The 24596-nt window shown below is 72.1% G+C and carries 17 protein-coding genes; 12 read left to right on the top strand and 5 right to left on the bottom strand.

The annotated features are described in order from the left end of the window. Nucleotides 1–111: 111 nt before the first annotated feature. Complete coding sequence (locus AB0B66_RS16450; RefSeq protein ID WP_360529641.1) at nucleotides 112–834, bottom strand: Bax inhibitor-1/YccA family protein; 723 nt, start codon at nucleotides 832–834, stop codon at nucleotides 112–114. Between the two features lie 242 nt (nucleotides 835–1076). Here AB0B66_RS16450 and AB0B66_RS16445 point away from each other — a divergent pair, with 242 nt between their 5' ends. The 5 genes from AB0B66_RS16445 (at nucleotide 1077) to AB0B66_RS16425 (ending at nucleotide 10188) form a co-directional block, all read left to right on the top strand. Continuing rightward, nucleotides 1077–4205, top strand: a complete 3129-nt coding sequence (locus tag AB0B66_RS16445) for an efflux RND transporter permease subunit (RefSeq protein WP_360529515.1) — start codon at nucleotides 1077–1079, stop codon at nucleotides 4203–4205. A gap of 7 nt (nucleotides 4206–4212) precedes the next feature. Continuing rightward, the gene (locus AB0B66_RS16440; RefSeq protein ID WP_360529512.1) at nucleotides 4213–4674 is read left to right on the top strand and encodes a hypothetical protein; all 462 of its coding nucleotides are present in this window, start codon (nucleotides 4213–4215) and stop codon (nucleotides 4672–4674) included. A 16-nt stretch (nucleotides 4675–4690) separates the two neighbouring features. Next, the gene (locus tag AB0B66_RS16435) at nucleotides 4691–8059 is read left to right on the top strand and encodes an efflux RND transporter permease subunit (RefSeq protein ID WP_360529509.1); all 3369 of its coding nucleotides are present in this window, start codon (nucleotides 4691–4693) and stop codon (nucleotides 8057–8059) included. A gap of 7 nt (nucleotides 8060–8066) precedes the next feature. Then, nucleotides 8067–8726 carry a phosphatase PAP2 family protein gene (locus AB0B66_RS16430; RefSeq protein WP_360529506.1) on the top strand — a complete coding sequence of 220 codons (660 nt, stop codon included), beginning with the start codon at nucleotides 8067–8069 and terminating at the stop codon, nucleotides 8724–8726. Between the two features lie 178 nt (nucleotides 8727–8904). Beyond that, the gene (locus AB0B66_RS16425) at nucleotides 8905–10188 is read left to right on the top strand and encodes an alpha/beta hydrolase (protein WP_360529503.1); all 1284 of its coding nucleotides are present in this window, start codon (nucleotides 8905–8907) and stop codon (nucleotides 10186–10188) included. Nucleotides 10189–10267: 79 nt separating this feature from the next. On the opposite strand, the gene AB0B66_RS16420 is transcribed toward AB0B66_RS16425, so the two are convergent. The 4 genes from AB0B66_RS16420 to AB0B66_RS16405 all read right to left on the bottom strand — a co-directional run bounded on the left by AB0B66_RS16420 (nucleotide 10268) and on the right by AB0B66_RS16405 (nucleotide 16078). After that, on the bottom strand, nucleotides 10268–12211 hold the full coding sequence (locus tag AB0B66_RS16420) for a multicopper oxidase domain-containing protein (protein WP_360529500.1): 1944 nt from the start codon (nucleotides 12209–12211) through the stop codon (nucleotides 10268–10270). A 381-nt stretch (nucleotides 12212–12592) separates the two neighbouring features. After that, the gene (locus AB0B66_RS16415; RefSeq protein WP_360529497.1) at nucleotides 12593–13876 is read right to left on the bottom strand and encodes a ketosynthase chain-length factor; all 1284 of its coding nucleotides are present in this window, start codon (nucleotides 13874–13876) and stop codon (nucleotides 12593–12595) included. After that, nucleotides 13873–15141: a beta-ketoacyl-[acyl-carrier-protein] synthase family protein gene (locus tag AB0B66_RS16410; RefSeq protein WP_360529494.1), complete on the bottom strand. Its 1269-nt coding sequence runs from the start codon at nucleotides 15139–15141 to the stop codon at nucleotides 13873–13875. Before AB0B66_RS16410 ends, AB0B66_RS16415 begins: the two co-directional genes overlap by 4 nt. Before the next feature lie 79 nt (nucleotides 15142–15220). Continuing rightward, nucleotides 15221–16078, bottom strand: a complete 858-nt coding sequence (locus AB0B66_RS16405) for an AfsR/SARP family transcriptional regulator (RefSeq protein WP_360529491.1) — start codon at nucleotides 16076–16078, stop codon at nucleotides 15221–15223. A gap of 294 nt (nucleotides 16079–16372) precedes the next feature. Here AB0B66_RS16405 and AB0B66_RS16400 point away from each other — a divergent pair, with 294 nt between their 5' ends. The 7 genes from AB0B66_RS16400 (at nucleotide 16373) to AB0B66_RS16370 (ending at nucleotide 24584) form a co-directional block, all read left to right on the top strand. Then, on the top strand, nucleotides 16373–17305 hold the full coding sequence (locus AB0B66_RS16400) for an SRPBCC family protein (protein WP_360529488.1): 933 nt from the start codon (nucleotides 16373–16375) through the stop codon (nucleotides 17303–17305). Next, nucleotides 17295–19226, top strand: coding sequence for an AMP-binding protein (locus AB0B66_RS16395; RefSeq protein WP_360529485.1), 1932 nt, complete (start codon nucleotides 17295–17297; stop codon nucleotides 19224–19226). The genes AB0B66_RS16400 and AB0B66_RS16395 overlap by 11 nt, the downstream gene beginning before the upstream one ends. Nucleotides 19227–19261: 35 nt before the next feature. Beyond that, nucleotides 19262–19522, top strand: a complete 261-nt coding sequence (locus tag AB0B66_RS16390; protein WP_203688021.1) for an acyl carrier protein — start codon at nucleotides 19262–19264, stop codon at nucleotides 19520–19522. A 97-nt stretch (nucleotides 19523–19619) separates the two neighbouring features. Further along, on the top strand, nucleotides 19620–21329 hold the full coding sequence (locus AB0B66_RS16385) for an acetyl-CoA carboxylase carboxyltransferase subunit alpha (RefSeq protein WP_360529638.1): 1710 nt from the start codon (nucleotides 19620–19622) through the stop codon (nucleotides 21327–21329). Then, nucleotides 21326–21928 carry an acetyl-CoA carboxylase biotin carboxyl carrier protein subunit gene (locus tag AB0B66_RS16380; RefSeq protein WP_360529482.1) on the top strand — a complete coding sequence of 201 codons (603 nt, stop codon included), beginning with the start codon at nucleotides 21326–21328 and terminating at the stop codon, nucleotides 21926–21928. Before AB0B66_RS16385 ends, AB0B66_RS16380 begins: the two co-directional genes overlap by 4 nt. A gap of 9 nt (nucleotides 21929–21937) precedes the next feature. Beyond that, a complete protein-coding gene (locus tag AB0B66_RS16375; RefSeq protein WP_360529479.1) occupies nucleotides 21938–23323 on the top strand; it encodes a biotin carboxylase N-terminal domain-containing protein in 1386 nt (461 codons plus the stop codon). Further along, nucleotides 23316–24584 carry an FAD-dependent oxidoreductase gene (locus AB0B66_RS16370; protein ID WP_360529476.1) on the top strand — a complete coding sequence of 423 codons (1269 nt, stop codon included), beginning with the start codon at nucleotides 23316–23318 and terminating at the stop codon, nucleotides 24582–24584. The genes AB0B66_RS16375 and AB0B66_RS16370 overlap by 8 nt, the downstream gene beginning before the upstream one ends. Nucleotides 24585–24596 lie beyond the last annotated feature (12 nt).

Raw genomic sequence — 24596 nt, 5'->3', positions numbered from 1 at the left:
CCGTGCGGACCGCACCGTCAGGCCTGGCTGGCCGCAGCTCACGCGGCATCCGGTGTTAACAAGGGCACCTTCTATAACGCGGAGCGTTAAGAAGGTGCCCTTCCTTTGGGGTCAGCGGCGGAGGTAGCTGAGCAGGCGGAGGATCTGCCAGTAGAGGAAGATCAGGCCGACCAGCATGCCGAAGGCCAGGTACCAGCCGTAGCGGGGTGGCAGGCCGGCGGCGACGGCGCGTTCGACCTGGTCGAAGTCGATGACGAAGGTCAGCGCGCCGACGATGACGCAGAGCACGGCGAAGAGCACGCCGAGGGTTCCCGCGCGGTAGATCGGCAGGCTGTGGCCGAAGAAGCGCAGGGCCAGGTCGACCAGGCTGAGCAGCACGATGCCGAGCAGCGCGCCGGTGACGACCTGGGTGAAGCGTTTGGTGGCGCGCAGGATGCGGGCGCTGTACAGCGCGGCCATGGCCAGGAAGACGCCGAACGTGCCGATGACGGCCTGCACGACGATGCCGGGGAACTGCTGCTCCAGCTCGCGGCTGACCACGCCCAGGAAGACGCCCTGCAGTACGGCGTACCCGCCGATCACGAACGGGTTGGTGATCCGCTTGAAGACGATCACCAGGGCGAGCACCAGGCCGGCCAGGGTCGAGCCGAGCACGGCCAGCCCGGTCCAGGCGGGGGCCCGCAGCAGGTTCCAGGACGCGGCGGCGGTCGCCGCGGTGACGGCGACCAGCACCAGGGTCCGCCCGCACACGCCGTCCAGGGTGAGCCGCTGCCGCTGGTCGAGCACGACCGGCGCTTCGATCGGACGGGTGAGCACGGGATTGGAGCTCTGCATCACCACGGACGTCCTCCGCTGACGACGTAACGGCACTCTCAACCGGACATTAGCTTTATAAACACATCGAGGCTGTGTGTTCACTGAGATATCTCTGAAATCCGAATGAGGCTCTCAAACTGGTCGGATTCGGATTACGGTCAGCTTATGCGGGTTGCGTGAACCGCGTTCGCGCCCCATCGGACGGATGAACCGCCGCTCCGCGGTCGCTGGAAGGGAAGTCCACGGCCATGATCCGCTGGATGGTGAGCACCAGTCTCAAGTTCCGCCTCCTGATCCTGCCGCTCGCGGCGGCGCTGCTGATCCTGGGTGCGGTACGGCTCAAGAGCGCGCCGGTGGACGTGCTGCCCGAGTTCAGCGCCCCGCGGGTGGAGGTGCAGACCGAGGCCCTCGGCCTGTCCGCCGAGGAGGTCGAGCAGCTGATCACCGTGCCGCTGGAGTCCGATCTGCTCAACGGCGTCGCCTGGCTGGACCACATCAACTCCGAGTCGGTCCCCGGGCTCTCCTCAGTGGAACTGATCTTCGAACCGGGCACCGACGTGTACCGGGCCCGCCAGATGGTCCAAGAGCGGCTGACCCAGGCCGGCGCGCTGCCCAACGTGTCCAGCCCGCCGGTGATGCTGCAGCCGCTGTCGTCCACCAACCGCGTCATGATGGTCGGCCTGACCTCGAAGGACGTGCCGCTCACCGAGATGTCGGTGCTGGCCCGCTGGGTCATCAAGCCGCGCCTGATCGGCGTGCCGGGCGTGGCCAACGTGGCCGTCTGGGGCAACCGCGAGCGGCAGCTGCAGGTGCAGGTCGACCCGGCGAAGCTGCAGCAGAACGACGTGACCCTCAACCAGGTCATCTCCACCGCCGGCAACGCGCTGTGGGTCTCCCCGCTGACCTTCCTGGAGGCGTCGACCCCGGGCACCGGCGGCTTCATCGACACCCCCAACCAGCGCCTGGGTATCCAGCACGTGCTGCCCATCCGCACCCCGCAGGACCTGGCCCAGGTCACCCTGGAGAGCCAGGACGGCGACAAGCGGCTGCGCCTGGGTGACGTGGCCACGGTCGTCGAGGACCACCAGCCGCTGATCGGCGACGCGCTGGTGGAGAGCGGCCCCGGCCTCATGCTCGTGATCGAGAAGCTGCCCGGCGCGAACACCGTGCAGGTGACCAAGGACGTGCAGGCGGCGCTGAGCGCGATGAAGCCCGGCCTGACCGGCATCGAGATGAACACGAACGTGTACCAGCCGGCCGCCTTCATCGACCGGGCGCTGGACAGCTCCGCCCTGGTCGCGCTGCTCGGCCTGCTGCTGCTCGCGCTGGTGCTGGCGCTGTGCTTCTGGGAGTGGCGCACCGCGCTCACCGCGTTCCTGGCGGTCGTGGTGTCGGTGGCGCTGGCCTGGGTGGTGCTGAGCTTCGCCGGGTACGGGCTGAACCTGATGCTGCTGGCGGGCATCGTGCTCGGGGTGGTGTTCGCGATCGCCGACGCGGTCGGCGACGTCCGGCACATCGCGGGTCGGCTGCGCGAACGGCGGCTGTCGGGCAGCGAGGAGCCGGTCGGCCGGGCGATCTTCAACGCGGCGCTGGAGGTGCGCAAGCCGACGACGTACGCCACCGTCATCGCCCTGGTCGCGGCCGCGCCGGTGCTGCTGCTGCCGGAGCTCACCGGGCTGTTCTTCCGCCCGCTGGCACTCGGCTTCGTCGCCGTCGTGCTCGCCTCGACGGTGGTGGCGCTGACCTTCATCCCGGCCATGTCGCTGGTGCTGCTGCGCAACACCGCCCTGGAACGGCACTCCTCGCCGCTGCTGCGCCGGGCGCAGGGCTGGTACCCGAAGTCGCTGTCGCCGGTGCTGCGCACACCCGCCATCGCGTACGGGCTGGCCGGGCTGGTCGCCCTCGGCGGTGTGCTGGCCCTGTTCCAGCCGCTGGCGCAGAGCGTGCTGCCGTCGCTGCGCGAGCGCAGCCTGCTGGTGCATTGGGACACCACACCCGGCACCTCCGGCATCGAGATGACCCGGATCACCGAGAAGGTGAGCAAGGACCTGCAGGCGCTGCCCGGGGTGCAGGCCGTCGGCGCGCACCTGGGCCGGGCCATCACCTCCGACCAGGTGGTGAACGTCAACTCCGGCGAGCTGTGGGTCAACATCGACCCGGCCGCCGACTACGGCGCCACCCGCGCCGCCATCGCCTCGCTCGTGAAGAGCTACCCGGGGCTGGACACCGACGTGCTGACCTACCCGGAGGAGCGGATCACCCAGCTGCTCGGCGGCGACGAGGAGGCCGTGGTGGTGCGGGTGTACGGCCAGGACCTCGACGTGCTGCGCAGCAAGGCGGCCGAGGTGCAGCAGATGCTGGGCACGGTTGACGGCGTGGTCAACCCGACCGCCGACCTGCCGGTCGAGGAGCCGACGGTGCGGGTGAAGGTGGACCTGGCCAAGGCGCAGCAGGCCGGCATCAAGCCCGGTGACGTACGCCGGGCCGCCGCCGCGATGCTGTCCGGCATCCAGGTCGGCAACCTGTTCGAGGACCAGAAGGTCTTCGAGGTCGTGGTCTGGGGTGCGCCGGCCGTGCGCAACAGCCTGACCAGCATCCAGGATCTGAAGATCAATACTCCGGCGGGGCAGCAGATCCGGCTCGGCGACGTCGCCGACGTGTCGATCGCGCCGAGCCCGACCGTCATCGAGCGCGACTCGGTGTTCCGCTACGTCGACGTCAGCGCCGGCATCAAGGGCCGCGACTACCGGGCCGTGGTCGGCGACGTCGAGTCCAAACTGGGCGCCATCCCGTTCCCGCTGGAGCACCACGCGGAGCTGCTCGGCGCGTACGAGCACCAGCAGGAGAACCAGAACCGGCTGCTGCTGGTCGGGCTCGCCGCGCTGATCGGGATCTTCCTGCTGATGCAGGCGGCGATCGGCAGCTGGAAGCTCACCGCGCTGGCCTTCCTGACGCTGCCGGTGGCCATGGCCGGTGGCCTGATCACCGGGCTGATCACCGGCCTGTCGGCGATCACGACCCTGACCGCGCTCGTCGCGGTGGCCGCGATCACGGCCCGGTTCGTGCTCCAGATGATCGGCCACATGCAGGCCCTCGAACACCAGGGCGCGGAGCCGTTCGGCTCCGGGCTGGTCACGCGGGCGGCTCGGGAGCAGGCCGGCTCGATCCTGGTCACCGCGGTGAGCACGGCCGCGCTGCTGCTGCCCCTGCTGCTGCTCGGCGGCCGGGCGGGCATGGAGCTGCTGCGGCCGATCGCCCTGGTGGTGCTCGGCGGCCTGGCGGTGGCCGTGCTGCTCGCCCTCTTCGCCGTCCCCGCGCTGTACCTGCGCTTCGGGGCCGGCTCACAGCGCGAGGACCTCGCGCTCTACACCGAACCACGGTTGGGGTGACACGACGATGAAGCACCATTTCGGCGAGAGGCTCGACCGGTGGACGGTCGGCGGCCTGCTGGTCGGCCTGCTGGTCGTCGGGGCGTTGGGCGTCGCCGCGGCCAAAGGGGTGCCGACGAGCACCTCGACGCCGGCCAAGCCGGCCAAGGTGGAGGCGATCGAAGGCAGCAAGGTCAAGAAGGTCACGCTCACCGACGAGGGGGTCGGCCGGCTCGGCCTGACCACGGTGCCGGTGGCCGAGGCGGCGGGGGTCAAGACCATCCCGTACTCCGCGCTGATCTACCTGCCCGACGGCACCACGTGGACATACGTCGAGACCGCGCCGCTCAGCTTCCAGCGGGAGCCGATCACCGTCACCAAGATCGAGGGTGACCAGGTGCGGCTGTCCCAGGGACCGGCGGCGGGGGCCAAGGTGGTGTCCGTCGGCGCGGCCGAGCTCTACGGCGCCGAGACCGGCATCGGCAAGTGACGGGGGCGGCGCGGCCATGATGCGGTGGATCGTCGGATCGAGCCTGAAGTTCCGGGCCCTGGTGGTCGCGATCGCCTGCGGCATGATGTTCTTCGGCGTCGGCCAGCTGCGCGACATGCCGGTCGACGTGTTCCCGGAGTTCGCCCCGCCGCGCGTCGAGGTGCAGACCCCCAGCCTCGGCCTGTCCGCCGCGGAGGTGGAGGCGCTGGTCACGGTGCCGCTGGAGCAGGCGCTCAACGGCGTGGAGGGCCTGGCCGACATCAGGTCCAAGTCGGTGTCGCAGCTGTCGTCGATCGTGCTCATCTTCAAGCCGGGCACCGACCTGCTCAAGGCCCGCCAGCTGGTGTCCGAGCGGCTCAACGAGGCCTCGGCGATGCTGCCGACCTGGGCCAGCCCGCCCGTCATGCTGCAGCCGCTGTCGTCGACCAGCCGGGTCATGAAGATCGGGCTGTCCTCGGACACCCGGTCCGTGATGGAGATGTCGATGGTCTCCTACTGGACCATCCGCAACCGGCTGCTGCGCGTGCCCGGCGTGGCCAACGTCGCCATCTGGGGCGAGCGGCTGCAGATGATGCAGGTGCAGGTCGACCCGGCCCGGATGAAGGCGCACGACGTGTCGCTGGACGAGGTCATGGAGGTCACCGCCGACGCGCTCGACGCGGGCTTGCTGCGCTACTCCGACGGCGCGGTGATCGGCACCGGCGGCTTCCTGGAGACGCCGAACCAGCGCATGGCCATCCAGCACGTGCTGCCGATCGTGACCCCGGCCGACCTGGCGCAGGTCCCGGTGGCCGAGCGCGACGGCAAGAAGGTGCTGCTGTCCGACGTGGCCACGGTCAAGGAGGACCACCAGCCGATGATCGGTGACGCGGTCATCAACGGTGGGCCGGGCCTCATGCTCATCGTCGAGAAGCTGCCCTGGGGAAACACGCTGGAGGTGACCGAGGGCGTCGAGGCGGCGATGAAGGAGCTGGCACCGGGCCTGACCGGCATCACCGTCGACACGACGATCTTCCGGCCGGCCACCTTCGTGGAGACCGCCATCCACAACCTGGGCCGGGCACTGCTGCTGGGCTGCCTGCTGGTGGTGCTGGTGCTGGCGCTGTTCCTGTTCGAGTGGCGCACCGCGCTGATCAGCGTGGTCGCCATCCCGCTGTCGCTGGTGGGCGCGGGACTGGTGCTGCACGCGTTCGGGTACGGCATCAATACCATGATCCTGGCGGGGCTGGTGATCGCTGTCGGCGTGGTGGTCGACGACGCCATCATCGACATCGAGAACATAGTCAGACGGCTGCGCCAGGCCCGGCGGGCCGGTGCGGACGACTCCGTGCCGACCACCGCCCGGCTGATCCTCGACGCCTCGCTGGAGGTCCGGGGCCCGATCGTCTACGCCACGCTGATCATCATCGCGTCGGCCGTGCCGATCTTCTTCCTGGAAGGCCTGACCGGCGCGTTCTTCCGGCCGCTGGCGCTGGCGTACATGCTGGCCGTGCTGGTGTCCATGGTGGTCGCGCTGACGGTCACCCCGGCCCTGGCGCTGATCCTGCTGCGCAAGGCGCCGCTGGAGCGGCGGGAGTCGCCGCTGGTGCGCTGGCTGCAGAAGGGTTACCACGCGGCGCTGAGCCGCGTCACCAAACGGCCGGTGCGGGCGTACGCCCTGGTCGCGGTCATGACGCTGGCGGGCATCGTGGTGCTGCCGGGCCTGGGCCAGGCGCTGCTGCCCTCGTTCAAGGAGCGCGACTTCCTGATGCACTGGGTCACCGAACCCGGCGCGTCGCACCCGGAGGAGGTGCGCATCACCGAGCAGGCAAGCAAGGACCTGATGGCCATTCCGGGGGTACGCAACTTCGGCGCGCACATCGGCCAGGCGCTCATCGCCGACGAGGTGGTCGGGGTCAACTTCGGCGAGAACTGGATCAGCATCGACCCGGACGCCGACTACGACGAGACCCACAAGAAGATCGAAGCCGTCGTGAACAGCTACCCGGGCCTGGTCCGCGACGTGCAGACCTACCTCAAGGAGCGCATCCGCGAGGTGCTCACCGGATCCGGCGACGCGATCGTGGTGCGCATCTACGGCGAGGACCTCAAGGTCATGCGTGAGCAGGCCGACAAGGTGCTCAATGTGCTGTCCGGCATCGACGGCGTGGTCGACGAGCACATCTCGTTGCAGAAGGAGGTGCCGCAGGTCGAGATCGAGGTGGATCTCGCGAAGGCGCAGCAGCTCGGCATCAAGCCCGGTGACGTGCGCCGTGCGGCCGCCACGCTGATGGCGGGCGAAGAGGTCGGCGACGTCTTCCGCGACGGCAAGGCCTACGACGTGCAGGTCTGGAGCACGCCGGAGACGCGGTCCAGCGTCACCGCGATCCGGCAGCTGCCGATCGACGTTCCCGCCGGCGGCACGGTGCCGCTGAGCGAGGTGGCCGACGTGCGCATCGCGTCGACGCCGAACCAGATCGAGCACGACGGCACCCTGCGCAAGATCGATGTCGACGCCAACGTGAAGGGTCGCGATCTGGGCTCGGTCGTGGGCGAGCTGGAAGAGAAGATGCAGACGGTCGACTTCCCCCGTGGCCACTATGCCCAGATCCTGGGCGAGTACGCCGAGCGCCAGGCCGCCGACCGGCGGCTGCTGGTCTACGCCGGGCTCGCCGCGGTCGCCATCTTCTTCCTGCTGCAGGCCTCGTACAGCAGCTGGCGGCTGGCCGCGCTGTCGTTCCTCACCCTGCCCGCGGCGCTGGTCGGCGGCGTGCTCGCGGCGTTCCTGACCGGCCGGGTGATCTCGCTCGGCTCGCTGGTGGGCTTCTTCACGGTGCTGGGCATCGCGGCCCGCAACGGCATCCTGATGATCAATCACTTCCAGCACCTGGAACGTGAGGAGGGCGAGCCGTTCGGCCTCGACCTGGTGCTGCGCGGCGCGCGCGAGCGGCTGTCGCCGATCCTGATGACCACCCTGGCCACCGCGCTGGCGCTGGTGCCGCTGGTGGTGCTCGGCAACCTGCCGGGCCACGAGATCGAGTACCCGATGGCTGTGGTGATCCTCGGTGGCCTGGTCACCTCGACCCTGCTGAACCTGTTCGTGCTGCCCGCGCTGTACCTCAAGTTCGGCAAGGGCCGCCGGGACGACGCGCTGGACGGGGGGCCGACGCCGCCCACCGATCCGTCTGGTCCGCGGCACGCGGCCGCCCCGCCGTCCGTCGGGCCGTCCCCGAACCTGGCGATGGACCGGACGGCGCGGGGCGGGCTGCGGCCGAACCTGGCGATGCGCCGCTCGCCCGCCGGTGGACCCGCACCCGGTGCGTCGCCTGCCGCCAGGGAACGTGCGGGCCCGGTGGCGACCGGTCGCGGCTTGCGCACGATCCGGGTGAGGCTGCGCATTGCCTGATCACCGTGTGCGAGGCTGGCTGGCCTTCGGGGCGGCGGCGACGCTGGTCGGGCTGTGGGTGCTCGCCGGCATCACCGACGACGTGGTCGCGCACGAGGAGCTGAGCAGCACGGATCCGCCGGTCGCGAGTTGGCTGGCGGATCACCGTACGCCCTGGCTGACCCGCTGCATGCAGGTGGTCACCTGGCTGGGCAGCGGCTGGGTCACCGTGCCGCTGCTCGTGCTGGCGGCGCTGCTGCTGCCGCTGTGGCGGGACCGGCGGCGCACCGTGGCGCTGGTGCTGGCGGTGTCGGTGGGCAGCGCGCTGCTGGTCACCGCGGGCAAGCTGCTGACCGTGCGGCCGCGGCCGGTCGTCGGCGAGGTGCTGACCACGGCCACGGGTTATGCCTTCCCCTCCGGTCACAGCGCGCAGGCCGCCGCCGCGTACGGCATGCTCGCACTGCTGGTCAGCCTGCGCGTCGCGCGCGCGGCGAAGCCGCTGGTGTGGCTGGCGGCCACGGCCTTGGCGCTGCTGGTCGGCTTCTCCCGGCTGTATCTCGGCGTGCACTGGCTCACCGACGTGCTCGCCGGCTACGCCCTGGGCGTGTGCTGGCTCGCCACGGTGGTGGCGGCGGCGCTGCTGCACGACCGGATACGTCCTGCCTCGCGCCCTCGGGTGAACGTCTGACCTGGACTGATTCGGCCTCATCGGGGCTCGTGGTGTGCCAGGGTGCTTACGGGGACGGTGCCGCCGGGGCGGCGGCGACCGTCGGGCAGCCCAACGGCGCCGTCACGCGCCATCGGGACGGTGTGCCGGTGCCGTCGGTGCCGGCTGGCGACGATGTCGCGCGACTGAGGAGATCGACATGGACCAGCTGAAGTCCCATGCGGAAACACGGACGACCGCCACCGCGCCGCCGGGCGCCGAGCGCCCCGTCCGGGCCACCCGGCGCTGGCTGGCCGAACGCGACCGGCTGGAGGCGGCCATCGCCGAGACGGGCGTCGACTTCGACCAGCCCCGCTCCATCTACTGGAACGCTGCCTGCGGGGTGGAGGCCGGGGCCGACTTCGCCGCGATCCGCGCCCGGGTGCGCCGGTACGCCGACTTCGCGCCCACCTTCGAGGCGGTCGCCCGCCGCCGCGAGGCGCGCGCCGAGGCCGCCGCCGCCGACGGGCACCAGATCACCGCGCGCGACAACTACTACATGGCTGCCGTGCACTGGGGCGCCGCGCAGTGGCCGATCCACAGCGACGACGAGGTCAACCGCTTCTACCACCGGCGCAAGCGGGCCTGCTTCGCGCACTACGCCGAGCTGGCCGACCATCGCATCGAGGCGGTGAGCATCCCGTTCGCGGGCGGGGCGCTGCCGGCCTGGTTCCACCTGCCGCCCGGTTACCACGGTGGGCGGGTGCCGGTGGTGATCGCGGTGCCCGGCATGGACAGTTTCAAGGAGGCCACCGTCGCGCTGCACGGCGACCGCTTCCTGACCCGCGGCTTCGCGGTGCTGGCGATCGAGGGGCCGGGGCAGTACGAGGCCGCGATGATGGGCATCCACACGACCGTGCCCGCGTGGGCGCGTACCGGCACCGCCTGCGTGGACTGGCTGTCCCGGCGCGAGGAGGTCGACGCGTCGCGGATCGTGCTCAGCGGCATCAGCTTCGGCTCGTTCGCCGGGACCATCGCGGCCGCGCACGAGCCCCGGATCAAGGCCTGCGCGGTGATGAACACCTGCCACCAGCCGGGCTGGTCGGCGGCGTTCGAGCAGGCCTGGCCGACGTACAAGATGCGCTTCATGTACATGTCGGGGCACACCGACGAGGACGCGTTCGACGCGTTCGCCAGGACGCTGACCTGGGAGGGCCACGCCGAGCTGCTGAACATGCCGTACCTGGTGCTGGCCGGGGACCGCGACGAGCTGAGCCCGCTGGAGTGCAGCGAGGCGCTGCTGAGCAGCGTCGCCGGGCCGAAGCAGCTGGTGGTGTACCAGGACTCGCGGCACTCGATCGGCGGCGTGCCCGCGGCGAACCTGGGCCCGTTCGCGCCGACGCTGGCCGTGGACTGGCTGGTCGACCGGCTGCGCGGGGTGCCGATGGCCAGCGAGCGCTGGTACGTCGACCACGGCGGCAAGGTGACGAAGACGCCGCTCTGAACCGCAGCCCAGCGCGGGTTGTGCGTTAGGAAGGGCACCTTCTACATCGCGGAGCGATGTGAAGGTGCCCTTCCTTTGTTCAGGCCACCTGGATGGGGCGCATCATCTCGTTGTCCTCGTGTTCGAGCATGTGGCAGTGCCAGACGTAGCGGCCGGGGCGGTCGAAGACGGCCTTGACGCGGGTCACCTCGCCGGAGTGGGCCAGCACGGTGTCCTTGCGGCCGGACTCCCAGGACTCGGCCGGGCGCGGTTTCGGCGGGATGCCGAAGGGCTGCCGGCTGACCACCTCGAACTGCACCTGGTGCAGGTGCACGGTGTGCGAGTGATCGGTGAAGTTGAGGATCTCCCAGGTCTCGCTGCGGCCCAGCACCGGCTTCTCAGTCGGCGCGTCGTGCCAGCGCAGCGGGGTCTGGGTGCGGTCCGGCGCGACGGTGCCGAGCGTGGCGACGCGGTGGTTCACGCCGGTCAGCGCGACCGAGGGCAGGTCGTCGAGCAGGACCCGCCAGCTCGCCGCCGAGTCGGGCAGCTTCGGCGCGGCGGGCAGGCTCAGGTGCTCCGGGGGCACGCTGGTGTCCGTGCCCCGCAGCGGGATCACCAGCAGCTTCATCACCTGGCCGGTGGTGGCGATGTTCGCGGGCTGGTAGTCGGTGCCGAGCACCCCGGCCGCGTACGGCACGTCCGGCGCCTCGTTGATCACGAACAGCTCGGTGCCCTCGGCCAGCCCGGTGAGGTCGACGATCACGTCGGCCCGCTCACCCGGGCCGAGCATCAGCTGCTCCAGCGCCACCGGCTCGCGCAGCCAGCCGCCGTCGGAGCCGATCTGCCAGAACGGCACCGCCGCGGTAGCCGGACGCGGCGCGGTCGCGCTGGCCGCGATCTTCAGGATCAGCGTGCGGGAGTTGCTGCCGTTGAGCAGCCGGAACCGGTAGCGCCGGGGCTCGACGGTCAGCTGCGGCCAGGTGCGGCCGTTGACCACGATCGCGTCGGCCAGGTACGCCGGGTTCCAGATCGGGGCGATGTCGCTGGCCGGCACGTACGGGCCGGCGAACGCGTCGTGGAACAGGCTGCGGCTGTCCGGGTAGTACAGCGAGCCGTCGGTGCGGAACGAGCGGTCCTGGATGCACAGGGGGATCTCGTAGTGGCGGGTGCCGTCGGGGTCGTCGGGGCCGGGCGCGGGGCCGGGCAGGGTGCCCTCGGGCAGGTCCTGCTCGCCGCCGCGGATCAGGTAGAAGCCGACCGGGCCCGCGTACACGTTGAGCCGGGTGATGCCCAAGGCGTGGTCGTGGTACCACAGCGTGCCCGGGGCCTGGTCGTTGTCGTAGCGGAACACGGCCTGGCCGGGCTTCCAGCGCGGGCCGTAGGCCTCCGCCTTCTCCCGCATGTCGGCGTAGTCCGAGCCGGTGGCGGCGAAGCCGCGCGGCAGCGGGGCGTCGGGCAGGTACCAGGCGGTCGGGTAGCCGTCGGCCTCCTCCGCGGCGTGCGCGCCGTGCACGTGCGTCACGATCGGCACCGGACCGGCGTAGCGCGTCGGCGTGGTGCTGAAGTCGGCGGGCATGTCCCGGTGCGCCATGCCGCCGGCCGGGTTGGCCCAGTGCAGCGTCGGGTCCACGGGCAGCAGGTGCGGCCGGGCCCGGCCCTTGGCGTCGATCAGGCCGTTGATCCAGGTGACCTCGACCGGGCGGTCGGTGCGGGCCTCGATGGTGCGCGCGGGATAGCCGAACGTCTTCGGGTGGGCCGCGGAGCCGTAGCCCCATACCGTGGTCTGCGGCATGCCCGGTGGCAGGATCTGCTGGCGGAACTGGCGCACCTCGACGGCGTACCGGTCGGCCTTGCCCTTGGTGGAGACGGTCGGCATGGCGGCCGGGACCGGCAGCCGCGTCTTGTACTTGTGGATCTTCGAAGCGTCGAGTTTTCCGGCGGCCAGTGCCGCGGCCGCGGCGCGCGCGGCGCTCGCCGGGGCCGGGATCAGCATGGCCGCGCCGGACAGCACGCCGGTGGTGAGAAGTTGTCGTCGGGAAGGCATCGGTCGCCCTTCGGTCGCGATGTCGGAAGACCTGGCGACCGGCACAGGACCGGGAAACCCAATTTGTCCGATTTGCCAGGAACTCCGCCACCCTAACCACCGACACCCACCAGCCCAAACAGGCGCACCGCACAGCCACCCCGGAACCCGCCCCGCGCACCGCCGCCGTGTCGGCCACCTGGCACGTCCAAGATCGCCCGACATGCCTGGCACCTGTGCGTATCTTGACCGCGCTTTCGCCCACTTGCCTGGCAAGTCGAGCGATTTTGACGATGAAGATCGCCGTTTCAGGTCGAAAGCCGGGGTTGAACCCGAGGTTTTGCCCTGAAACGGCGATCTTCATTCGGGAGCCGCAGCGCGGACCGCGGCGGGTGAGGGCTGTTATGGGGCGGTGACCAGCACGGCGGCGTTGAAGCCGCCGATGCCGCGGGCCAGGACCAGCGCCCGCCGCAGCGGGGCGGGCCGGGCGGCGTCGCGGACGAGGTCCAGGTCACGGCAGCCGTCGGCGAGGGTGCCGACGTTGACGGTCGGCGGGATGACCTGGTCGCGCAGGGACAGCAGGGCCGTGGCGACGTCGAGCCCGCCCGCCCCGGCCGCGAGCCGTCCGGTCATCGTCTTCGGCGCGGTGACCGGCACCCGGCGCGCGCCGAACACCCCGGTCAGCGCCTGCGCCTCGACCAGGTCCAGTTCGGGCACCCCGGCCGCGTCGGCGAACACCACGTCCACGTCGGACGGGGCGCAACCGGCGTCGGCCAGCGCCAGCTCGATCGCGCGCCGCAGGCCGGGCGGGCGGGCGGAACCGGGGGCCGGGTCGAAGGTGGCGGCGTAGCCGCTGATCTCGCCGTAAACCCGTGGTGCGGCCCGGCGCTGCGCGGCCTCGCGCTGCTCGACGACGAGGATCGCCCCGCCCTCGCCCGGCACGAAGCCGTTCGCGGCGGCGTCGAACGGCAGGTATGCCCGCGCCGGGTCGTCGCACTCGCTGATCTGCCCGGTGGCCAGCTGCCCGATCCAGCCCCACGGGCACAACGAGCCGTCGACGCCGCCGGTGATCGCGAGTGCGGTGCCCGCGCGCAGGTGGCGGCGCGCCTGGCCGATCGCGTCGAGCCCGCCGGCCTGGTCGGTGACGACGACGCCGCTGGGGCCGCGCATGCCGTGCCGGATGGAGATCTGCCCGGTGTTGACCGCGTAGAACCAGGCGAACGACTGGTACGCGCTGACGTGGTCACCGCCCTTTGACCACAGCTTCTCCAGCTCCTTCTGGCCGAACTCGAAGCCGCCCGCGGAGCTCGCGGTCACCACGCTCATGTCGTACTCGCCGAGCGCCGCCGGGTCCACGACCGCGTCGGCCAGCGCCGTCGCGGCGGCGGTCAGCGAGAACCGGGTGACGTGGTCGGTCTGCGCCAGCAGCCGGTCCGGCAGATGGTCGGCGGGGTCGTAGCCGCGGATCTCCCCGGCCAGCCGGGACGGGTACTGCGCCGGGTCGAAGCGGGCGATGCGGCCGATGCCGCCGCGGCCCGCCAAGGTGGCCTTCCAGTACGTCTCGGTGTCCAGCCCGGTCGCGGCGATCACGCCGAGCCCGGTGACCACAGGTGCGTCAGCGGCCTTCTCCTCGCTTCGCTCGTCGGCGGCCTCTCCGGTGCCGTTTCGCGCGCTGCGCTCGCTCATCGGGCGTCTCCTTCCGGGCGGGCCAGCAGCATGGCGCTCTGGAAGCCGCCGAAGCCGCTGCCGACCGACAGCACCGCGTCGAGCCTGCGGTCGCGGGCCTCCAAGGGCACGTAGTCGAGGTCGCATTCGGGGTCGGGCTCGTGCAGGTTCGCCGTGGGCGGCACGACGCCGTTGGTGATGGCCAGCGCGCAGGCGGCCACCTCGATCGCGCCGATCGCGCCGAGCGAGTGCCCGACCATCGACTTGATCGAACTCATCGGGGTGGCGTACGCGTGCTCGCGCAGCGCCAGCTTCACGGCTGCCGTCTCGTGCCGGTCGTTCTGCTTGGTGCCCGAGCCGTGTGCGTTGACGTAGCCGATCGTCGTCGGGTCCATCCGGGCCGTGTCCAGGGCGTTGCGGATCGCCTCGGCCATCTCCCGGCCGTCGGGGCGCAGCCCGGTCATGTGGAAGGCGTTGCAGCGCGAGGCGAAGCCGACGATCTCGGCGTACACCGGTGCGCCGCGGCGGCGGGCCCGCTCCAGGTCCTCCAGCACGAACATCGCCGAGCCCTCGCCGAGCACGAACCCGTTGCGGCTGTTGTCGAACGGCCGGGAGGCGTGCGCGGGGTCGTCGTTGCGCGGCGTGGTCGCCTTGATGGCGTCGAAGCAGGCCACGGTGATCGGGGAGATGGGCGCGTCGCTCGCCCCGCCGACCACCACGTCGGCGCTGCCCTCGCGGATCAGCTCGGCGGCGTATGCCACCGCGTCCAACCCGGACGTGCAGCCGGTGGAGACCACCGCGGCCGGGCCCTCCGCGCCGATCGACCAGGCCACCTCGGCCGCGAACGAGCCGGGCACGTAGTAGTCGTAGAGGTGCGGCGAGGTGCGGGTGTTGTCGACCAGCCAGCGCGCGCCCTTCTCGGACGCGATGACGTACTCGCGTTCCAGGCTCATGGTCGCGCCGACCGCGCTGCCCACCACCGTGCCGACCCGGTGCGGGTCCAGTTCGGCCAGTTCCAGGCCGGCGTCGGAGACGGCCTCGGCGGCGGCGACCACGGCGAACTGGGCCGCGCGGTCCATCCGCAGGGTCTGCGCGGGGGTGAGGCCGTACGCGGCCGGGTCGAAGTCGCACTCGGCGGCGACCTGGGACCGGAACGGCGAGGGGTCGAAGAAGCTGATGGTGCGGGTCGCGGTACGTCCTGAGGTCAGCAGCTCCCAGAACGCCTTGGCGCCGATGCCGCCCGGCGCCACCACGCCCAATCCGGTGATCACGACACGTCGATGCATGGACGCCTCCTGCGGGGTCGGTGGACCTGCGTCGAGCGTCGCGCGCGCCGACTTGAGTCCGGCTTGAGAAATCGGCTGGTCAGACCGGGCCGCGCCCGGCGGCGACCAGTTCGGCCCCGCCCACGGCGCTGTCCCAGGTCCACGCGGTGTCCAGGGCGGACGCCGTGTCCAGCACCGGGTCGGCGGTGAGGATGGCGTGCTGCACGCGCTGGATACGCCGCGAGGGCTCCAGGCCGAGCTCGTCGATGAGCACCTCGCGCAGCCGCCGGAAGGCCTCCAGGGCGTCGGTGCGCCGGCCCGCCCGGTACAGCGCGATCATGTACTGGGCCTGCAGGTCCTCGTGCAGCGGATGGCGGGCGGCCAGGCAGCCCAGCTCGCCCAGGATCTCGCGGTGACGGCCGAGTTCCAGGTCGGCGTCGATGCGCTGCTTCCAGGTGGCCAGCCGGGCCTCCTCCAGGCGCTGCGCCTCGACCCGCAGCACGGGCCCGAGCCGCACGTCGACCAGCGCCGTGCCGCGCCACACGGCCAGGGCCGCGCCGAGCAGCCGGGACGCGTGCGCGTGGTCGCCGCAGAGCTGGGCGAGCCGGCCCTGGTCGGCCAGGCGCTCGTACTCGTGCAGGTCCAGCGACGAGCCTTCGAGGTGCAGCTGGTAGCCGTCGGCATGGGTGACCAGCAGCTCCCGGGCCACCCGGGCCGGGTCCATGCCGCAGGTGCGGGCCAGCATCCGGCGGATCTGCAGGATGTAGGTCTGCAGCGTGGTCAGCGCGCTCGCGGGCGGCTCGTCGTCCCACAGCTCGGTGGTGAGCAGGTCGATCGGCACCACCCGGTCGGCGTGGATCAGCAGCAGTGCCAGCACCTTGCGCGGTTTGGGCGCGGTCAGATCACCCGACACCCCGCCGCAACGCAGGTCCAGCGGGCCGAGTACTCGACATTGCATGTCCACCCCCGAATGGCTCGTCGCGCTCGCGATGTGCGAATGCCGCCTCCACCACTATTAGTGCTAGAGAGGGGCGATCTGTCCCATTCGCCGGAACTGAGGGTGATCTTTCCGGCCGGTGCGCCGGCCGCCCGCATCAACCCGCCGTGATCCCGGCGTGGTGGCTTGACCTGGGCATTCAAGTCGCTTTCCACCGGTTCTCAAGTGGCCGGCTGCGACGGTTCTTGGCAGACGGTTCGCCGCGGATGACCGCGTGCGGCCGAAATCCCCACCACGGCCCGTAGAGGAGCGCCGATGTCCAAGAACAAGGTGTACACCGAGACCCAGCGCGCGGAGGTCGCCGCGCCGGCCGCGGTCGCCTTCGAGCTGATCGAGGACCTGCGGCACTGGCCGCAGTTCTTCCCGGACGGCGTGCACGCCGAGCCGGACGCCGACGGCGCGAACGTGCGCTGGTGGGCCCTGGACGGTGAGGGCGTACGCCAGTGGACCACCACCCGCACGATCGACAAGGCCGGGCTGCGCGTCGTCACCGAGCAGCGCGACTGCGCCGCCCCGCTGGTGTCGGTGCGCACCGAGTGGACGTTCGCGCCGCAGGGCGAGCAGGCCTGCGAGGCCGAACTGACGATCACCGTGACCGCCGCGCCGGGCACCGAGGGCGCGGACGCCGCCGCCGCGCAGCTCGAAGGCGCGCAGGAGATCGTGTCCCGGGTCAAGGGCCTGGCCGAGCGCTGGGACGAGCTGGAGCAGCTGGTCATCTCCTTCGAGGACCCGCTGTTCATCGCGGGGCAGCCGGCGCAGGTCTACGAGTTCCTGTACGCCGCCGACAAGTGGCCCGAGCGGGTCCCGCACGTCACCGCGCTGTCGATGACCGAGGACCAGCCCGGCGTGCAGTTCTTCGACATGGACACGGTCACCCCGGAGGGCCGTGCGCACACCACCCGCTCGGTGCGCGTCTGCCTGCCGCACAAAATCATCTACAAGCAGATCGGCCTGCCGAAGCTGCTCGACGCGCACACCGGCCACTGGCACTTCGTGGAGACGCCCGAAGGTGTCACCGTGCACGCCCGGCACACCGCGACCATCAAGCCGTCGGCGCTGAACCTGCTCGGCGAGGACACCACGGTCGCCGACGCGCGCCGCTACCTGCGCCGGGTGCTCAGCACCAACTCGCTGCAGACGCTGCGCCACGCGCAGGCGTACGCCGAGGAGCCGGCCCGTGCCAAGTAGCACCGACGCCGACACCGTCGCCGCCGAGCGGGCGCTGGCCGACGCGCTCGCCCGCTCGGGCGGCACCCTCGACGGGCTGCTGCGCCGGGCGGCGGTCAGCGCACCGCACCGCATCGCCGTGCAGACCGGCTCGCGGGCGATGACGTTCGCGGAGCTCGACGCGGCCGCCGACGGCTTCGCGGCCAAGCTCACCGCGCTGCTCCCGGGGGATGCCGCTCCGCCGCGGCCCGGCCTGCCCGGCCCGGTTGTCGGCGTGGCCGGGGCGCTGCACCCGGCGTTCGCGGTGGCCTACTACGGGACGATCCGAGCGGGCCACGTGTGCGCCGTGATCAACCCGCTGCAGGGCGAGGAGGAACTGGCGTACGCGCTGGAGTCGGCCGGGGTGCAGGTGCTCGTCGGCGTCGCGGAGATGGCCGACAAGCTGCAGCGCGTCCGGCTCGACCTGCCGCGGCTGGCGCACGTGTTCTACCTGGACCGTCCGGGTGAGCACTGCGTGCCGGCCGCGGGCGCGCCGGCGGGCCGGGCCGCCCGGTTCGAGTCGCCGGTCGACGACCCGGACCAGGTGGCGGTGCTGCAGTTCACCAGCGGCACCACCGGGCGGCCCAAGGCGGTGCTGCTCACCCACCGCAACCTGGTCTACAACGCGGCCCAGGTGGCGGCGGCGCACGGGCTCGGGCCGGACACGGTCACGCTCAACCACCTGCCGACGTACCACCCGATGCACCTGAACTCGGCGGTGAGCGCGGCGTCGACCCAGGTGCTGTGCCCGGACGCCGATCCGACGCAGGCCGTCGCGACGGCGGCCCGCACCGGCGCGACGCACTTCTACAGCCTGCCGGTGCGGCTGGCCCGGATGGCCGCCGACCCGAGGCTGCCCACCTGGCGCATGCCTGGGGTGCGGGCCATCCTCTCCGGAGGATCCGCGCTGGCTCCGGCCGCCGCGGCCCGGCTGTGCGCCGGGCTGGGCATCCCGGTCATCCAGGGGTACGGCCTGGCCGAGACGTCACCGCTGACCCACTGCGACCGGATCGCCGGCCCGTCGGCGGGTTCGGTGGGCCGGCCGGTGCTCGGCACCGAGTGCCGGGTCGTCGACCTGGACACCCGGCAGCCGCTGCCGGTCGGCACCCCGGGCGAGGTGCAGCTGCGCGGGCCGCAGCTGATGGCGGGTTACCTGACCCCGGACGGGGTGCAGCGCCCGTACGACGCCGAGGGCTGGTTCGACACCGGCGACGTGGGGCGGCTCGACGAGGACGGCACGTTGTTCCTCGTCGACCGGCTCAAGGACGTCTTCAAGTGCGACAACTGGCTGGTCTCACCCGTGGAGCTGGAACGGGTGATCATGCGCCATCCGGCGGTGACCGACTGCATGGTCGTCGACATGCCGCACTCCTACCGCGGCGCGGTCGCGTACGCCCTGGTCGTCACCGATGACGAGCAGGTCGGCGCGGACGAGATCGTCGCGTTCGTGAACGGCGGCCTGCCCGAATACCAGCACCTGCACGGCATCGAGCTGGTGCGGGAGATCCCGCGCTCGCCCAACGGCAAGGCCCGCCGCCGGGACGTGCGCACCCGAGTACACGAGCGGCACGGCGCCGCCCACACCCGAAGGAGCGACCACATGGTCACGTTCATCAACAAGATCACTGTCAACGGCGACGTCGCGCGGTTCGAGCAGGCGCTCGACGAGATCTCGGCGTACATGAGCGCCCAGCCGGGTTTCATCGGCCGCCAGTTCTACCGCTCGCGCCGCCAGCCCGAGGTCTTCATCGAGACCGTGCAGTGGGCTGACGCCGCGGCGCACGCCAAGGCCGTGCAGACCCCCGGTTTCCGCGAGCAGGTCATGAAACTCGCCGGGCTCGCCGTCCCGGAGCACGACCTGTACGACGCGGTCGACGAGCACGCCCCGCTCGCCGCTCGCTGAACCCACGCCGATGCCGGAACGGAAGGGAGCGCGTCATGAACGACTTCACCATCGAGGACGTGCGGCGCATCCTGCGCGATGTCGCAGGGGCGGACGAGAGAGTGGACCTGGACGGGGACATCGCCGACACCAGCTTCGCCGACCTGGGGTATGACTCCCTGGCGCTGCTGGAGACCACCGCCTGCCTGCAGCGTGACCTCAACATCCGCCTGCCCGACGACGCGGTGCTGGCGGTGAGCACGCCCGGACAGCTGATCGACCTGGTCAGCTCCACCCGGACCGGGGCATTGTCATGAGCGCGCGTAGCGGGCGAATCATGTGGGCAGCGCTCCACGACGCTCGCTCGCGAAGCGAGTGTGCGTCGTGACCGGAGAGGGGGCCGGACCGGGCACGCTGCCCGGTCCGGCCGGACCGGACGCGTCCTGGGTCTCCTGCTCCAGGTGCCAGGCCGTCGTGTACGGCAAGCGGCTGGCCCGCAGCAACGGCATCTGCCCTCAGTGCGGGCACTGCCGCCCGCTGGGCGCCTGGGACCGGCTGGCCCTGCTGGCCGACCCCGGTTCGATCGAGCCGCTGGACCTGGCCGCCGACGCCGCGGATCCGCTGCGCTTCGTCGACGACAAGCCGTATCCGCAGCGCATCGCCGAGGCGCGGCGCACGACCGGGCTGGCCGAGGCGGTGGTGTGCTGCCGGCTGCGGATGACCGGCACCCCGGCGATAGCGGCGGTGATGGACTTCCGCTTCATGGGCGGCAGCCTGTCCGGCGCGGTCGGCGAGCTGATCACGTGTGCCGCGGAGACGGCGCTGGCGCAACGGCTGCCGCTGCTGCTGGTCACCGCCTCCGGCGGGGTGCGCATGCAGGAGGGCGTCATCGGCCTGATGCAGATGGCGAAGACCGCGCAGGCCCTGCACCAGCTCGACGAGGCCGGGCTGCCGACGGTCTGCCTGGTCACCGACCCGACCTACGGCGGCGTGGCCGCCTCGTTCGCGATGCTCGGCGACGTCGTGGTCGCCGAACCGGGCGCGCGGCTCGGTTTCGCCGGACCCCGGGTCATCGCCCAGACCATCAAGCAGGAGCTGCCGGCCGGCTTCCAGACCGCGGAGTTCCTGCTGGACCGCGGTTTTCTGGACCTTATCTGCCCGCGCCCGGCGCTGCGCCACCGCATCGGCCGGCTGCTGGCCATCGGCACCCGCCGGGACGCGGTGCCGCCCGCCCCGGTCGAGGGCGGCGTGTGCACCGTGGTCCGCGATCCGGCGCTGCTGCCGGAGCGGCAGGCCTGGGAGGCGGTCCGCCGGGCGCGCAACGTGGCCCGGCCCACCACCTCGGACTACCTCAGCATGATCCTCGACGACTTCGAGGAGCTGCACGGCGACCGGGTGGGTGGCGACTGCCCGGCGATCATCGGCGGAGTCGGCCGGCTCGGCGGCACGCCGTTGGTCGTGATCGGCCACGAGAAGGGCCACACGACCCGCGAGCTGGACCGCCGCAACTACGGCATGCCCGGCCCCGCGGGTTACCGCAAGGCCGCCCGGTTGCTGCGGCTGGCCGCCAAGTGGGGCCTGCCCGTGCTCACGCTGGTGGACACGCCCGGGGCGTACCCGGGAGTGGACGCCGAGGAGCAGGGCCAGGCCACCGCCATCGCGGAGAACCTGCGCCTGATGGGTTCGCTGCCCGTCCCGGTGGTCACCGTGATCACCGGCGAGGGGTGCAGCGGCGGCGCGCTCGGCATCGCCGTCGCGGACCGCGTACTGATCATGGAAAACGCGGTCTACACCGTCATCAGTCCCGAGGGCTGCGCGGCGATCCTGTGGCGCGACGCCGCCGCGGCGCCCACCGCCGCCCAGGCGCTGCGCGTGGACGCCCGCTCCCTGCTCGAACTCGGCGTGGTGGAAGCGGTGATCCCGGAACCGCTGGGCGGCGCCGAAGCCGACCACCACGCCGCGGCCGCCGCGCTGCGCGCCGCTGTCCATGCCGAGCTGGCCGATCTCGCCGGCCTCGACCAGAGCCGCCTCGTCGCGCAGCGGCGGGCCCGCTTCCGGCGGTTCGGCAGCTCGCGCCGGCCCGACGAGGCCGTACTGATCCCGACCGAAGGAGGTTCGTGGTGACCGGTCTGCTGGATCCACACCTGCGCGTGCCACCCGTTCCGGTGGACACCGCGGACGCATGTCCCCTGCACGGCCCGCTGCCCGACTCGGGCCGCACCGTCGCCGACGACCTCGACGACGTACGCCGCAGCGCCCAGCAGCTGCTGGCCGGAGTGGACCGGCAGCCCCGCGCGCTGCGCATCCGGGCCGGCGACGTGCTCGTCGAGCTGGAATGGCCCGGTGAGCTCACGTCGCCCGCCGAGACGCCGGTCACCGCGGTCGTCCAGGCCGTCGCGGCCAACGGCACCGCGGCCGGCGCGGTCGCCGCAGTGGGCCACGTGCCCGCTCCCGCGGCACCCGCCGGCGACGGCTTCGTCGACGTCTGCGCGAGCACGGTGGGCACCTTCTACCGTGCGGCCGAGCCGGGCACGGCCCCGTTCGTCACCGAGGGCGACCAGGTCCGGCGGGGCCAGCAGGTGGCGATCATCGAGGTGATGAAGCTGATGATCCCGGTCGAGGCGGAACGCGACGGGAAGATCGTCGCCGTGCACGTCCCGGACGGCACCTCGGTGGAGTACGGCGACCGGCTGCTCACCATCGCCCCGGCGACCGGGCACTAGGGGGCCGCCGTGTTCACCACCGTGCTCATCGCGAACCGGGGCGAGATCGCCCTGCGCGTCGCCCGCACCTGCCGTGAGCTGGGGCTGCGCGTGGTCGCCGTCTACTCCACCGAGGACCGCGACGCCGCGGTGGTGGACCTCGCGGACGAGGCCGTCTGCATCGGACCGGGCCCGGCGCGCTCCAGCTACCTGAACATGGCCGCGATCCTGGAGGCGGCCCGGCGCACCGGCGCGGACGCGGTCCACCCCGGATACGGCTTCCTGTCCGAGGTGCCCGACTTCGCGGAGGCCTGCGAGGCGTACGGCATCACGTTCGTCGGACCGCCCGCGGCGGTGATCGAGCGGTTGGGCGACAAGGCCGCCGCCCGCGCCACGATGGCCGCCGCCGACCTGCCGATGCTGCCCGGCAGCGACGGGCCGGTGCAGTGCCCGGACCTCGCGGTGCAAGTCGCCGCCGGGATCGGCTACCCGGTTATCGTCAAGGCGGTGGCCGGGGGCGGCGGGCGCGGCATGCAGGTCGTGCACGAGCCTGGCGACCTGGTCCGGCAGTTCCGGGAGGTGAAGTCGGCGGCGCAGTCGCTGTTCGGCGACGACCGGCTCTACCTGGAGCGCTACCTGCCCACCGCGCGCCACGTCGAGGTGCAGATCCTCTGCGACCAGTACGGCGACGGCGTCTACCTGGGCCTGCGCGACTGCTCGGCGCAGCGGCGGCGGCAGAAGATCATCGAGGAGACGCCGGCCCCGGGCCTGCCCGCCGACCTGGCGCGGCAGATGGGCGAGGCGGCCCTGCGCGGGGCGCTGGCCACCGGCTACGTCGGCGCGGGCACCTTCGAGTTCCTCGTCGACCACGACGGCGGCTTCCACTTCATGGAGGTCAACTGCCGCATCCAGGTCGAGCACCCGGTCACCGAGCTGACCCACGGCGTCGACCTGGTCCGCGAGCAGCTGCTGATCGCGGCGGGGGAGCGGCTGACCCTGCGCCAGGACGACCTGGTCCCGCGCGGTGCGGCGATGGAGTGCCGGATCAACGCCGAGGACCCGGCCCGCGACTTCGTGCCCGCACCCGGGCGGCTGGTCGAGCTGACGCTGCCCGGGGGCCCGTTCGTGCGCGTCGACACCGACGCCTACCAGGGCGGCCGGGTGTCCCCGGCATACGACCCGCTGCTGGCCAAGCTCGTGGTGTGGGCGCCGGACCGGCCGCAGGCGCTGCTGCGCATGCGGCGGGCGCTGGGCGAGTTCCACGCCGCCGGGCCTGGCCTGGCCACCAACCGCGACTTTTTGCTCGCGGTGCTCGACCATCCGCAGTTCATCGAGGGAACGCACGACACCTCGCTGGTCGCCGGCATCGACCCGACCGGTGCGCGAGGTCTGACCGAGGAGGCATCCATTGGCTGACAGGGACAGCGACGTCCTCACCGATGTCTGCGTGATCGGCGGCGGGCCGGCCGGGCTGGCGCTCGCGCTGCTGCTGGCGCGGTCCGGCGTCGACGTCACGGTGGTGGAGAAGTCGTCCAGTTTCGACCGCGCGTACCGCGGGGAGATCCTGCAGCCCGGTGGGCTCGCGGTGCTGAACGAGCTGGGCGTGCTGGCCGCCGCCCGCAACCGGGGCAGCCACGTGCACGACCGCTTCCAGCTGGTCAACAAGGGCAAGGCGGTGCTCGGGGTGGACTACCGGGACCTGCCGGGGCCGTACAACTACATGCTCAGCGTGCCCCAGCAGTACATCCTGGAGGAACTGCTGGCGGCGTGCCGCCGGGAGCCGACGTTCCGCTACCTGGCCGGGACCCGGATCACCGACCTGGTCCGCGACGACGGCGCGGTGCGCGGCGCGGTCGTCTCCGGCCCGCGCGGGCACCGCACCATCCGGTCCCGCTGCGTCGTCGGCGCGGACGGGCGTTACTCCAAGACGCGGCAGCTGTCCGGCATCCCGTACGACCGCCGCGACGTGTTCACCTTCGACCTGCTGTGGTTCAAACTGCCCGCGGCGGGCGAGGCGGTGCGCGACGTGACCATCCGCGGCGGCGGCGGCCGGATGCTGCTCAGCTACAGCAGCTACCCGGAGGGCATCCAGCTCGGCTGGGCGCTGCCGCACGGTGGCTACCGGCAGTTCGCCGCGCGGCCGTTCACCGAGTTCCGCGACCAGCTGTGCCAGGCCGTGCCGGAGTACGCCGGGCGGGTGTACGAGAAGGTGCGCGGCCTGACCGACCTCAGCCTGCTCGACGTGTTCGCGGGCACCGCCCGGGAGTGGGCGCGCGACGGGCTGCTGCTCATCGGCGACGCGGCGCACACGCACAGCCCGCTCGGCGCGCAGGGTCTCAACCTGGCCCTGCAGGACGCGGTGCTGGCCCACCCGGCCCTGGTCGCGGCCCTGCGCAAGCCGGGGCCCGTGGTGGCGGCGGCGCTGGCGGGCTACACCACCGCGCGCGGCGCCGACATCAAGAAGGTGCTCAAGTTCCAGCACCTGCAGGCCAAGGGGATGCTCGGCAGCCGCAGCCGGGCGCTGGAGGTGGGCCGGCAGGCGGTGGCCTCGATCGTCCACCGCACCCCGATCGGCCACAAGCTCACCCGGATGGTCGCCTTCGGCAACCCGCGCTGCCGGGTGCGCACCGACCTCTACGCCACCGCCACCGGCGCAGGCCCGGTCCCATCGGCCTGACCGCCCCGACCA

The sequence above is a fragment of the Catellatospora sp. NPDC049111 genome (genome assembly GCF_040648615.1).
Taxonomy (GTDB): domain Bacteria; phylum Actinomycetota; class Actinomycetes; order Mycobacteriales; family Micromonosporaceae; genus Catellatospora; species Catellatospora aurea.
This window is presented reverse-complemented; position numbering and strand designations above follow the sequence as displayed.

Bases quoted from the DNA above. Each gene is read 5' to 3' on its own strand.
- AB0B66_RS16450 (WP_360529641.1), bottom strand. From the start codon at position 834: ATGCAGAGCTCCAATCCCGTGCTCACCCGTCCGATCGAAGCGCCGGTC.
- AB0B66_RS16445 (WP_360529515.1), top strand. From the start codon at position 1,077: ATGGTGAGCACCAGTCTCAAGTTCCGCCTCCTGATCCTGCCGCTCGCG.
- AB0B66_RS16440 (WP_360529512.1), top strand. From the start codon at position 4,213: ATGAAGCACCATTTCGGCGAGAGGCTCGACCGGTGGACGGTCGGCGGC.
- AB0B66_RS16435 (WP_360529509.1), top strand. From the start codon at position 4,691: ATGATGCGGTGGATCGTCGGATCGAGCCTGAAGTTCCGGGCCCTGGTG.
- AB0B66_RS16425 (WP_360529503.1), top strand. From the start codon at position 8,905: ATGGACCAGCTGAAGTCCCATGCGGAAACACGGACGACCGCCACCGCG.
- AB0B66_RS16420 (WP_360529500.1), bottom strand. From the start codon at position 12,211: ATGCCTTCCCGACGACAACTTCTCACCACCGGCGTGCTGTCCGGCGCG.
- AB0B66_RS16415 (WP_360529497.1), bottom strand. From the start codon at position 13,876: ATGAGCGAGCGCAGCGCGCGAAACGGCACCGGAGAGGCCGCCGACGAG.
- AB0B66_RS16410 (WP_360529494.1), bottom strand. From the start codon at position 15,141: ATGCATCGACGTGTCGTGATCACCGGATTGGGCGTGGTGGCGCCGGGC.
- AB0B66_RS16405 (WP_360529491.1), bottom strand. From the start codon at position 16,078: ATGCAATGTCGAGTACTCGGCCCGCTGGACCTGCGTTGCGGCGGGGTG.
- AB0B66_RS16400 (WP_360529488.1), top strand. From the start codon at position 16,373: ATGTCCAAGAACAAGGTGTACACCGAGACCCAGCGCGCGGAGGTCGCC.
- AB0B66_RS16390 (WP_203688021.1), top strand. From the start codon at position 19,262: ATGAACGACTTCACCATCGAGGACGTGCGGCGCATCCTGCGCGATGTC.